Below are 10861 nucleotides of genomic sequence, written 5' to 3' on the forward strand. Positions count from 1 at the left end.
ATCCTGGGGACTGTCGCCCTGCCCTGCGTGCCTCGCCACCCTCTCCCAATCACCCTCAAAGGCCCTTGGCACGGGGCTTTGCGGCTGTCTGAGGGTGCATTGGTATGGAAGTTGTAGAGGCCCCTGCAACTGACCCACCCCACGGGGCAGGCACTTCGATAGAGGGATTAACTCATGCACCCTTTACTGTCCAAAACCGCGACCGTCCTGGTCGTGAGCGCATTGGCCCAGGGCATCGCCCAAGCCGCTCTGTTCGCTGTCGACCCCGGCCCCTACGCACCGGCCAACGGCAATTTCGCCGCCTGGTACCAGGACACCCACGGCCGCACCCTGGATCTGTGCCTGTCCAAAGCGCTCAGCTCCCGCGTGCCGAGCGTGCCCGGCACGCCGTCGTACATGTGCTCGCTGCTGCCGGCGCCGGGCATCTTCGACGACGCGCAACCCCTGTCCTTCCCCAGCAACTTCCCCGATGAAGCCTTCTGGTTCACCGCTGACGGGAGCATCGTCGATGCCGCGCGGGGCATCGACCTGACCTACGTCTCGGCCATCGAGGCCGCCTTCGGCGGCGGCGATCCGGCGGAAGGCGACCAGATCAGCTTCGCCCGCATCCGCATCCGGGTCGACGTGCCCACCGCCGGCACCTACGTGATCACCCACCCCTACGGCGTGGACGTGTTCAACGTCGACACCCCCGGCCGGCGGGCGATCAACATGACCCGCGACATCGGCATCGGCTCGCCGAAGACCTACGACGGCGCGCTCAAGGGCGACGTCGGCCCGTTCCTGCGCAGCGTCAACGGGCCCTACACCGAGACCAACCCGGTGACCGGCGCCGCCGAGCAGTTCATCGGCGACCCGAACCTGGAAGAGGCCGTCACCGGCAGCCCGTTCAACACCAACTTCATCCGCATCGAAGGGCCCGGCGGGATCGACCTGCGCACCACCACGTTCGCCATTTCCGGCAAGCTGTCCACGGTGGTCCGCCCGACGCCGCTGATCACCCAGCGCAGCACCTACTCGCGCACCCCCGGCGCCAGCGCCCCGGTGGCCCAGCAGGACGTGTTCGTCCAGGCCCCGCCCGCGCCCGCCACCGTCGCCGTCACCAGCAGCACCCCGGTGCTCAACCTCACGGAGGCCGACAGCACCGGCAGCTGGTATGCGCAGTCACCGGCCAACCCGACCTTGCCGACCACCCTGCAAGTGACCGCCGACAACCACCTGGCCATCGCCAGCAGCACCCCGACCACCCTGCCCATGGCCCTGACGGACCTGGTGGTGATCCAGCGCGCCGAATACAGCCTGAGCTCCGGGCAACTGACCCTCGTGGCCTCGACCAGCGACGAAACCTCGCCGCCGGTGCTCACCGCCAGCACCGCCGGCGGCGCCGCCATCGGTGCCCTGGGCGGCGACGGCGCGGTGAAATCCCTCACCACCGGGATCTCGCCGATTCCGCCGGCCAAGGTTCGGGTGACGTCGTCCAACGGCGGCAGCGATACCGAAGAAGTGGTCATCGTGCAATGAACGCTCACATGCCCAGATCCGCATCAGGAGGCATCATGAACAAGTGGCCACGCTTCGCGCTCAACGCGCTCGGGCTGACAATCTCGCTGTCGGGCAGTGCGTTCGCGCAACTCGCCGCCGTCGATCCCGGCCCCTACACCTTCGCCACCGGGAAATTCCCGATGTGGTACCAGGACAACAACCTGCTCTCGATGGAACTGTGCCAGTCCCGGGCCGCCAGCTCGCGGGTGCCGGCCAGCGTGCCGCCGGCCTACATGTGCACCCTGCTGCCGGAGCCTGGCGTCTTCGACGACACCCAGCCCATGGTGTTCCCCGACAACTGGCCGCCGGAAGCCTTCTGGTTCCTGGCCGAGACCAACATCGCCAACAACGGCGCCGGCTACGGCATGGACGCCTACGTGGCGGGGATCGAAGCGGCGTTCGCCTCGGAAAACCCCGTCGACGGCGATCAGCAAAGCTTCGCGCGGATCCGCATCCGGGTAAACGTGCCCGTCGCCGGCACCTACACCATCACCCACCCCTACGGCGTGGAGACGGTCAACGTCACCGCACCGGGACGGCGGGCGATCAACATCACCAAAGACATCGGCATCGGCGCGCCGGGCGACTTCAGCGGTGCGCTCAACGGCGCCATCGGCCCGTTCCTGCGCAGCGTCAACGGCCCGTACACCGAAGTGAACCCGGACACCGGCAGCATCGAGACCTTCGTCGGCGACCCGAACCTCACCGAAGCGGTGACCGGCAGCCCGTTCAACACCAACTTCGTGCGCATCACGGGGCCGGCCGGCACGATCCAGACCAACCTGTTCACCGTGGCGGGCAAGGTGCTGGACAACCGTCAGCAGACCCACGTCGCCATCGACCGCGCCACCTACCGCCGCACCTCGGCGGGCATACGCGCCGAAGTGTTCGCCAAGGCCGACGCCAGCTCCACCCTGTGCTTTCGCGAAAGCGTGGCGCTGGTGCCGGGCACCCCGCCGTCGCCGTGCCAGACCAACCTGCTGGGCGACAACAACGGGCTGTTCTTCGGCCAGCGCCTGGGCACCGGCACCCTGCCGTCGGTGGTCGTCGTGACCGCCACCAACCCGACCGGCACCACCCGGCCGACGGCGGTGTCGAGCAAGCTCACCGACGTGGTGAAGATCCAGACCGCCCGCTACAGCTGGGCCAACCACAGCCTGCTGATCGAGGCCACGTCCTCCGATGAGGTGGCCGTGCCGGACATGGTCGCCCAGGGTTACGGCCGCCTGTCCAAGACCGGCACCCTGCAGCGCATCACCGTGGCCGACCTGACCCAGCCACCCGCCACCGTGACGGTGAAATCCGCCGCCGGCGGCAGCGACACCGAGCCGGTCGTGGTGGTCGGCAGCGCACCGGACACCGGTGAAAACCAAGCGCCGCTGGCGGTCGCCGACACCGGCAGCACCAGCTTCGGCGTGCCCATCACCCTCAGCCTGCTGACCAACGACAGCGACCCGGACGGCAACGTGCCGCTGTCCATCACCGCGCTGACCCAACCGGCCGCCGGCCAAGGCACCGTCGCTCTGAACGGTACCACCTCGGTGGTCTACACGCCGCCTGCGGTGGTCAACGCGCCGCTGACCGCGACTTTCACCTACAAGGCCCAGGACAGCAAAGGCCTGGCCTCGGTGAACCCGGCCACCGTGACCGTCAGCGTGGCACCGAACCGGCCGCCGACCGCCGTCGCCGACAGCGTCGCCACGTTGGGCGTGGCGATCCCGATCAACGTGCTGGCCAACGACACCGATCCGGAAGGCAACGTGCCGCTGGGCGTCGCCAGCCTGACCCAGCCACCGGCCGGGCGCGGCACCGTGAGCACCGACGGCACCGTGATCACCTACACCCCGCCGGCCACCGTGACCACGGCCTTCACCACGACCTTCACCTACATCGCCCGGGACAGCTTCGGCGCCCAGTCGACGCCGGCGACGGTCACCGTGCAAGTGTCGCCACGGCCGGCGGCGGAGACCTTCACCATCACCACCTCGACGGTGCAGGCGCGCTCCGGCAACCGCTTCAACTGGGACTTCGCCGGCACCTCATCGGTGACCACCGGCAACACCATCACCGTGCAGGTCACCACCCCGACCGGGCTGGTCACCCTCGGCACGACGACGGTGCCGGTCACCGGTCGCTGGCGGCTGACGCTCAACAACACGAACGTGGTGCCGTCGGCCAACCCGACCGCCACCATCCGCTCGTCCCAGGGCACCGTGCGCACGGTGTCGGTGACCACGCTGTAGGCCTTCGCCCCATCCGCCTGCGGGTGGATGGGGCAAGCCCCCGGACCGCCTGAACGACACAGGACAACGCCATGAACACGCCGACCGCCGCCCTGCTGTGCCTGCTCGCCCTGTGCGGCGGTGCGGGCGCGCGCGCCGACGACCTGATGGACAACGATGACCTGGCCCCCTCGGCCGACCTCGGCGAACTGCCCCCACCTGTGGGCCAGCAAGCGCTGATCGACCAGAACGGCCAGGCCAACATCGCCCTGCTCTCGCAGAACGGTCAGTCACTGCTCGGGCGGATCGTGCAGTCGGGCAGCAACCAGGAGGCGTACATCCTGCAACAGGGCAGCGACCTGATGGCGCAGATCACCCAGAACGGTTCCGGCAACGCCGCCTCGATCACCCAGGCCGGCAGCCACAACCGCGCGCAGATTTCGCAGAACGGCAACAACAACGACGCCAGCATCGAGCAGGCCGGCACGGGGCTGCAAAGCGCCGTGACCCAGTCGGGCAACGGCATGAGCGTCTCGGTCAAGCAATACCGCTAAAGCACTGCAATCATCGGAGAGTTCATCATGTTCAAATTGACGCCCCTCACCGCCGCCATCCTGGTCATGATCAGTGCCCAGGCCATGGCCGACGACAGCCTTTCCACCCAAAGCCAGGCCGGCACCGCCAACATCGCCGATGTGAAGCAGACCCAGGCCCCGTTCAGCACCGCCACCCAGACCCAGTTCGGTGAGGGCAACAACGCCGCCGCCGTGCAGGATCACGCCACCAGCACCATCACCCAGGACGCGGTCGGCGACTACAACGCCGGCTACGCCGAACAGCTCTACGAAGACAACGGCACCATCACCCAACAACAGGTCGGCACCTTCAACACCGCGCACGCCAGCCAGTCCCTGGGCTTCGGTTCGCCCAACACGGCGCTGCAGCAACAGCAAGGCAGCGGCAACTTCTCGTTCATCTACCAGGACTCGCAGAACGGCAGCGAAGGCAAGACCTTCCAGTACGGCGACAGCAACGAAGCCAACATCGAGCAGCTGTATGAAGGCAGCGGCAACAGCTCGGTGATCACCCAGTACGGCACCGCCAACTACGGCACCGCCGAGCAGGTCACCCACAACGGCGGCACGATCGGCATCAACCAGGCCGGCGATTCCAACTACGCCTACGGCGACCAGCGCAACGGCACCGGCGGCACCATCACCATCAACCAGTTCGGCACCCTCAACGGCACCGAAATCTGGCAGGACTCGCAACTGGCGAGCCAGGCCACCATCAACCAGTACGGCGACGGCAACGAAACCGTGGTGGACCAGAGCTACGGCGAAAACAACACCGCCGCCGTCACCCAGGTCGGCAACCTGAACGCCATCTACGCCGACCAGTTCGAGTCGGTCAACTCGACGCTGGCGCTGTACCAGGTGGGCAACGGCAATGTCCACTTCACCTACCAGAACGGCGACGGCCACGTGCTCAACGCCACCTCGGCGGGCAACGACAACAAGGTCTACGCCAGCAACTGGAAAGGCCCGCAGCACGGCGGCCAGTTCGGCAGCAACCAGCGCGCCACGGTCACCCAGGCCGGCAACGGCAACATCGCCAGCTTCACCCAGGACGGCGTCGGCCACACCATGACCACCCACCAGACCGGTACCGGCAACAAGACCACCGTCAGCCAGGCCGAGTCCTACAACGAGCTGTACTTCGACCAGAACGGCAGCGACAACATCCTCATCGCCGACCAGCGCGGCACCACCAACCTGATCCAGGGCTCGTCGAACGGCTCGGGCAACAGCGCCGAGTTCGACCAGTCCGGCTCCGGCAACCAGGCCTACACCGCGCAGCTCTACGGCAGCGACAACCAGATCAGCGTGAAACAGGCCGACACGATGAACGTGGCGTACGTGACCCAAGGCGGCACCGGCAACATCGCCACCGTGGATCAGAGCGGGATGACCCAGACGGCGAACATCCAGCAGTTCGGATCGGCGAACCAGGCGACGGTGTTGCAGCAGTAAGGGTTGGGCGTAATAAAAGCCGCGATTGCGTTGTGCGATCGCGGCTTTTCCATGCCCGGAACACCTGTGGGAGCGAGCCTGCTCGCGATGAACGAAAACACGGAGTGACTGCCCCCCTCTCTTTCCAGATCGGTTCCTACAGATGAATGAGGAAGTTGAGAAAAGATGCGGATTTTTCCGACCGAATTTGCAGGTTGCCCCTCGGAAGTGCGCCGTCCAGGATCGGCAGGCATCCACCTGAACCTCACGGAGCGTTTCCCCTATGCAACTCATCCCGTCAGCGACGACAGCGTGCCCGTTACCGAATAGACTGCCGGGCATTGCGCCCGGAGGCCCTATGACCGACCCGACCCTCATCGACCCGCTGTGCCCAGTCGTTTCAGACCTTGAGCCCGAAGAGCAGGCGGCCAGTTATGACCGGTGGTTCAGGGCCAAGGTCCAAGCCTCCCTCGATGACCCGCGCCCGAGCATTGCCCACGATCAGGTGATGGCCGAAATGCAGGCCCTGATGGAAGCGAAGCGCAAAACCCACGATGCAGATTGAGTGGCAGCCTGAAGCACGGTCTGAACGCCTGCAGATTCATCAGCGACCGGCACCACGCAGCGGCCATGAAGCTCTTCAAGGGCATTGAAGCCGCTACCTCCAAACTGACTGTGCATCCTTGTCTCTATCGATCAGGTCGGGTTGCCGGCACACGGGAAATCGTTGTGCACCCCAACTATCTGGTCATCTATCAAGTGGCGGATCACGTGCGAGTCTTGAGCGTCTTGCATGCGCGTCAGGAATATCCCTGACACCGCTGTCAGCCACTGTGGCGAGGAGGCTTGCTCCCTCACCACAGGGGATCTTGCTCACCTTGCTGTCAGGTCAACGCATTCAGGTCTTAGGCTCGACGTTATCCAGCGCCTGGCCCACCGCCACCTCACTCAACATCACCAGTTGCGCGATGCCCAGCGCGGTGCGGCGGTGGCCGTTGTCCAGGGTGGCGGCGAAGTTGTTGAGCATCTCCGAGGCCGAGCCCAGGTTCTCGCTGGCGTTGGCCAGCAGGGATTCGGTGTCGTAGACCGGGTTAGGGAGGTACATGGGGTCCGCGTCGCTGGGGGCGGCCATGATCCGGGCGGTCGGGTTGAGGTAGTGGTCGAGGGCGCGTTCCGCGGCTTCGTTGAGCTTGCGGGAGTCAATGGATTCGTAGGGGGATGCGGGGTCGGTGGTGGGGGTTACAGGAGGGTTGGGTGTGGGTTTGAACATGGCGTCTTACTCTGTTTGATGAGTCGGAGCTGGCCCATTCGGTTTCCGGACGAAGGGGTGGCAGCTGTACGCAGGTTGGAAACCCGGGAAACAGAGAAACCCGGACGACCCGAAGGCCCCCCACGCACAGCCGCCATAACAGAGTGCACACCCAAAAGGTGCGCAAGCATACGTCATGAAAGGCGACCGCTGCGTTCTGTTTTACCCGGGGTTTCCAATCCCGATCGCTGAACTCAGCGACAGACACAGGCTAGGGCCCGGCCTTCCGAGGGACAACCTGAAAACCTTGTGGGAAGGATCTGCAAATCAGCAACATCCTTTAAACAATCTGGAACTGAAATGCAGTCCGGCTGTGGGTGCATCGGCCAAGGACTGGTCGGCTTTCGGCCGTCATCGCCAGCAGGCTGGCTCCCACAGGGGTTTGGGCTGGTCAGGGAGAGGTTAGGCTGGCTCCCGCAAGGAATCGGGTGCAGTCAGGTAGAGGTAGGTCGGCTGTCGGGCCGCCATCGCGGGCAAGCCCGCTCCCACAGTGTTTCGGGGTGTGCACACATTTCCCTGTGGGAGCCAGCCTGCTGGCGATGGCGTCAGTGCGGACAACGCAGGCTCAGATCAAGACAGGTGCTCCCACAGGGGACAGGGTGGTTCGGTAGAGGCCTGGCTGGCTCTTGCCGTCGAGCGCTCGACCCGAGAGCCGAGAGCCGAGAGCCGAGAGCCGAGAGCCGAGAGCCGCCAAGCCCAAGCTCATTCCGCCTCAGGATCCACCTTATTCTGCGTCAGGTAACGGTTCAGCGTCTCGTCCTGCGAAGGCGCAGAGTTGTCCCCCGCCACCTGCCACAGCCGCCGTTCGATGCCCTGCGCCAGCAGGTGCCCCACCGCCGCCTCGATCGCCGACAGCACGCAGAGCTGCGCCGGTTCGTTGGTGGTGTAGCCGACCTCGGCCTCCAGCAGCTTCTTGAACTCGATGAACTTGAACACCCCGGCGCTGCGGCCCACGGAGTAGATGGTCTTGCTGGTCATCACGTTGGCCAGCACCTGCCCGCTGCGCACGTCCACCGCCCGCAGGTTGACGGTCACCTGGTCGACCCGGTACTCGCGGGACAGGTCGATCCCCAGGTAGCGCGCCCCTTCCCCGCCGCTGCGCACGTTGGTGTCGTAGGCGATGATCCCGCCTTCGAGCATCATGTTCGCCGCCTGCAACGGCGGCAGCTCGCCCTGGATGTTGACCGGGGTGTTGGGCTTCTTCTGCGAGGCGCGGATGATCTTGCGCTCGGTCAGCAGGTTCTGCAGCCCTTCGCGCTCCAGCACCACGAACCAGCCGCTGGCCTGCAAGGCGTCCATCAGCATGCTCGCCGCACCCTGGGTGACGCTGGTGGAGAACGAGCTGGCCGGGGTCGGCTTGTACTGTCCGGTCTGGTCACGGAAGCCGTACACCACCGCCATCAGGCGGCCCTTGGGCCGCGGCATTTTCAGAAGGTCGTAGTAGGTCGAGGCCCTGGGGGTCAGGGTCGGGGTTTCGGTGTCCTGCTCGGCCGGCATCGGCTCGCGCAGACCACACCCTTGCAATGCCGCCAACATCAGCCCTAGCGCAATTATTTTTTTCATGTCCTGCACTCCCCGGAACGCTCATCCCGTCATGGGTTGAGGCCGTTAACCTGAATTTCCGAAACCTCACCGGTCGCTCGGTCGGTCACTTCAATGCTCAGTGCCCCGGAGTCGTCGATGACGTTGACGATGAATGCGTCGGTGGACAGGCTCCCCGTGTTGCCGGTGGAGATGTTGTCCAGCAGTTGTCCCAGCAGCCGTGACTGCAATTGGCTGGTGAAGCGCTCCAGCGCGGAGGTGCCGGCTACGGTCGTGCGGCGCTTGAGGTCCGGATCGTCGTGGTCGTTCTGGGCCTGGGCGTTGTTGAGCAGCCAGGTGCCGTTGAGCGGGTTGCCGCCGAACGACGGATTGACCGGCGTGTAGACCAGTTCGGTGGCCTGGACGGCGGCGCAGCCGGCCAGGCCGATCAGCCATCCTGCGATCCAGGGTGCGCGGCGCCGTGAGAACGTTGTCGTGTTCATAGTTCGTCCTTCTCGAGGTCGGTGGTGTCCTGCAACAAGGCCTCCAGCTTGCGCTGGACAACCTGGCGTCGAACCCAGTCGGCGGCCTCGTAGGCCTCGTCCTTCAGTTCCACGGTGTTCGGCGGCAGGAAGCGCCGATAGACCAGGCGTTGCTGATATTCCACGGTCACCAGGCTGCCCCAGCGCGCGTCGGGCCGCTCGCGCACCACCAGGTTGAAGTCCATGGGGCTGGTGTCGCGCAGGCGTTCGCTGAACAGGTAGTAAAAGTCATGGCCGATGTGCGAAATCGTGTCGTCGACGATGAAGCCCATCATTTCGTCTTCTTCGCCGGCCTGGGCGCAGCACGCCGCCAGGACGAGGATCAGCGCACAGCAGAACCGGCCGTTCATGGCTGCAGCGCCTGCGGCAGGGCCGACGGGTTCTTGGCCGGGCCGTTGGTGCCGTCGAGGAAGGCCTTTTCGGCGACGAACTGCCAGTCCGAGTAGCGGGTCATGCCTTCGAAGTCCGACCACTGCGCCGGGAAGTCCGCCTGCTTGAGCGGCGTCTCGGTGGAGGGGCTGTTGATCCCGGTGATGCGCCCGTCGAAGCCGCGCTGCAGCGCCCATTCGCCGCCGCCCACCGGGTCCGGGTACAACCGGCGCAGGTGATGCCGGGGCTCGGGAAAGCGCTCGTCCTGCAACAGGTCCACCAGCTCCTTGGGGTACTGCGCCAGCCCCGGCGAACTGCGGTAGTAGCTGCGCAGCGCCTGGGCGTATTGGCTGCCCACCCACAGCAGCTGTTTCTCCCGGTCGCGCCGCGACACCGTCGACCATAGCTCGCCGGCGCTGGCCAGGCCCATGCCCATCAGCACGATCAGGAACAGCACGCCCAGGTAGGTGAACCCACCCTGCCCCGCGCGCTCACCACTCCGAATACTGGCTGCCATCACGCGCCCTCCCGGTGGCTCCGCTCTTGATGTCGGCCACGCCGCCCGCCACGCCGTCCGGCGGCGCGACCAGCACCCATTGGTCCTTGCGCTCGGTGATCGGGTCGAGCGGCGCGTTGCGCAGGTAACGCAGTTCCACCAACTGATCGATCGAGTCGGGGTAGCGCCCGGTGTCGCCGTAGTAGTGGTCCAGCGCCTCGCGCATGGCCGACAGGCTCTGGCGCAGGGTGGTTTCCTTCGAGGCCTCCAGGCTGTTGAAGTAGCGCGGCAAGGCGATGGTCATCAGGGTCGCGATGATCGCCATCACCACCATCAGTTCCAGCAAGGTAAAGCCCTGTTCCCGGCGCATGAGGTTCACCACTCGCGGTAGGCGATGCCGTTGAGGCCCTTGCCCCGCGCCTTGGAGTAGACGTCGAACACGTCTTCGCCGTCGCGCGGGTTCTGGGCCGAACTGTTGTAGGCGCGCAGGCCCCAACCCCCTTCGTCGTCACGCTTGGCCGGCACCAGCGGGTCACGCGGGATGCGGCGCAGGAAGTAGAACTTGGCGCCCTTGGCACTGCGCACGTCGCGCACGCCGTCCACCAGCACCTTGAGGTTCGGCGGGTAGCCGCTGCTGTTGAGCGACTTCTCGATGTAGCCGGCGTCGAAGGCGCGCTTGTAGGCGTCGATGCCGTCGCGGATCTGGTACAGCGCCGTGCGCAGCTCCTGCTCCTTGCCCCGGCGCACCAGGGTCTCGGTCAGGGGCGCGGCCATGCCCGCCAGCAGGCCGATCAGGGCCAGCGTCACCACGACTTCGATCAGGGTGAAACCGCGCTCGGTGTTCATGA

The 10861-nt window shown here is 65.9% G+C and carries 12 protein-coding genes and 1 pseudogene; 6 read left to right on the forward strand and 7 right to left on the reverse strand.

Translation table 11 applies throughout. From position 1 onward, the window contains the following. Positions 1-174: 174 nt before the first annotated feature. The 6 genes and pseudogenes from CAG33_RS27550 (at position 175) to CAG33_RS27575 (ending at position 6592) form a co-directional block, all read left to right on the forward strand. The gene (locus CAG33_RS27550; RefSeq protein ID WP_085586880.1) at positions 175-1521 is read left to right on the forward strand and encodes a hypothetical protein; all 1347 of its coding nucleotides are present in this window, start codon (positions 175-177) and stop codon (positions 1519-1521) included. A gap of 35 nt (positions 1522-1556) precedes the next feature. Next, on the forward strand, positions 1557-3785 hold the full coding sequence (locus CAG33_RS27555) for an Ig-like domain-containing protein (protein WP_085586879.1): 2229 nt from the start codon (positions 1557-1559) through the stop codon (positions 3783-3785). A 71-nt stretch (positions 3786-3856) separates the two neighbouring features. Beyond that, positions 3857-4318 carry a curlin gene (locus tag CAG33_RS27560; RefSeq protein WP_085586878.1) on the forward strand — a complete coding sequence of 154 codons (462 nt, stop codon included), beginning with the start codon at positions 3857-3859 and terminating at the stop codon, positions 4316-4318. 27 nt (positions 4319-4345) lie between these two features. Next, positions 4346-5797, forward strand: coding sequence for a curlin (locus CAG33_RS27565; protein ID WP_085586877.1), 1452 nt, complete (start codon positions 4346-4348; stop codon positions 5795-5797). 337 nt (positions 5798-6134) lie between these two features. Beyond that, positions 6135-6341 (forward strand): antitoxin, encoded by a 207-nt coding sequence (locus tag CAG33_RS27570; protein WP_085586875.1) that lies wholly within the window; start codon positions 6135-6137, stop codon positions 6339-6341. Next, positions 6331-6592: pseudogene (locus CAG33_RS27575) on the forward strand (type II toxin-antitoxin system RelE/ParE family toxin). The gene CAG33_RS27570 and the pseudogene CAG33_RS27575 overlap by 11 nt, the downstream one beginning before the upstream one ends. Before the next feature lie 82 nt (positions 6593-6674). On the opposite strand, the gene CAG33_RS27580 reads toward CAG33_RS27575, so the two are convergent. From CAG33_RS27580 to CAG33_RS27610, 7 genes are all read right to left on the reverse strand, one after another. Next, complete coding sequence (locus CAG33_RS27580) at positions 6675-7046, reverse strand: DUF6124 family protein (protein ID WP_085586873.1); 372 nt, start codon at positions 7044-7046, stop codon at positions 6675-6677. 741 nt (positions 7047-7787) lie between these two features. Continuing rightward, positions 7788-8648, reverse strand: coding sequence for a CsgG/HfaB family protein (locus CAG33_RS27585; protein ID WP_085586870.1), 861 nt, complete (start codon positions 8646-8648; stop codon positions 7788-7790). 29 nt (positions 8649-8677) lie between these two features. Then, positions 8678-9109, reverse strand: coding sequence for a curli assembly protein CsgF (locus CAG33_RS27590; protein ID WP_085586869.1), 432 nt, complete (start codon positions 9107-9109; stop codon positions 8678-8680). Further along, positions 9106-9498, reverse strand: a complete 393-nt coding sequence (csgE, locus tag CAG33_RS27595) for a curli production assembly/transport protein CsgE (protein WP_085634117.1) — start codon at positions 9496-9498, stop codon at positions 9106-9108. Before csgE ends, CAG33_RS27590 begins: the two co-directional genes overlap by 4 nt. Beyond that, positions 9495-10034 (reverse strand): type II secretion system protein, encoded by a 540-nt coding sequence (locus CAG33_RS27600; protein ID WP_085641222.1) that lies wholly within the window; start codon positions 10032-10034, stop codon positions 9495-9497. Before CAG33_RS27600 ends, csgE begins: the two co-directional genes overlap by 4 nt. Then, positions 10009-10383, reverse strand: a complete 375-nt coding sequence (locus CAG33_RS27605; RefSeq protein ID WP_085586882.1) for a type II secretion system protein — start codon at positions 10381-10383, stop codon at positions 10009-10011. The genes CAG33_RS27600 and CAG33_RS27605 overlap by 26 nt, the downstream gene beginning before the upstream one ends. 5 nt (positions 10384-10388) lie before the next feature. Further along, on the reverse strand, positions 10389-10859 hold the full coding sequence (locus CAG33_RS27610; protein ID WP_085586866.1) for a type II secretion system protein: 471 nt from the start codon (positions 10857-10859) through the stop codon (positions 10389-10391). Positions 10860-10861 lie beyond the last annotated feature (2 nt).

The sequence above is a fragment of the Pseudomonas sp. B3(2017) genome (assembly GCF_002113595.1).
Lineage (GTDB): Bacteria > Pseudomonadota > Gammaproteobacteria > Pseudomonadales > Pseudomonadaceae > Aquipseudomonas > Aquipseudomonas ekonensis.

Bases quoted from the DNA above. Each gene is read 5' to 3' on its own strand.
- CAG33_RS27605 (WP_085586882.1), bottom strand. From the start codon at position 10,383: ATGCGCCGGGAACAGGGCTTTACCTTGCTGGAACTGATGGTGGTGATG.
- CAG33_RS27590 (WP_085586869.1), bottom strand. From the start codon at position 9,109: ATGAACACGACAACGTTCTCACGGCGCCGCGCACCCTGGATCGCAGGA.
- CAG33_RS27555 (WP_085586879.1), top strand. From the start codon at position 1,557: ATGAACAAGTGGCCACGCTTCGCGCTCAACGCGCTCGGGCTGACAATC.
- CAG33_RS27600 (WP_085641222.1), bottom strand. From the start codon at position 10,034: ATGGCAGCCAGTATTCGGAGTGGTGAGCGCGCGGGGCAGGGTGGGTTC.
- CAG33_RS27565 (WP_085586877.1), top strand. From the start codon at position 4,346: ATGTTCAAATTGACGCCCCTCACCGCCGCCATCCTGGTCATGATCAGT.
- CAG33_RS27610 (WP_085586866.1), bottom strand. From the start codon at position 10,859: ATGAACACCGAGCGCGGTTTCACCCTGATCGAAGTCGTGGTGACGCTG.
- CAG33_RS27550 (WP_085586880.1), top strand. From the start codon at position 175: ATGCACCCTTTACTGTCCAAAACCGCGACCGTCCTGGTCGTGAGCGCA.
- CAG33_RS27560 (WP_085586878.1), top strand. From the start codon at position 3,857: ATGAACACGCCGACCGCCGCCCTGCTGTGCCTGCTCGCCCTGTGCGGC.
- csgE (WP_085634117.1), bottom strand. From the start codon at position 9,498: ATGAACGGCCGGTTCTGCTGTGCGCTGATCCTCGTCCTGGCGGCGTGC.
- CAG33_RS27570 (WP_085586875.1), top strand. From the start codon at position 6,135: ATGACCGACCCGACCCTCATCGACCCGCTGTGCCCAGTCGTTTCAGAC.
- CAG33_RS27580 (WP_085586873.1), bottom strand. From the start codon at position 7,046: ATGTTCAAACCCACACCCAACCCTCCTGTAACCCCCACCACCGACCCC.
- CAG33_RS27585 (WP_085586870.1), bottom strand. From the start codon at position 8,648: ATGAAAAAAATAATTGCGCTAGGGCTGATGTTGGCGGCATTGCAAGGG.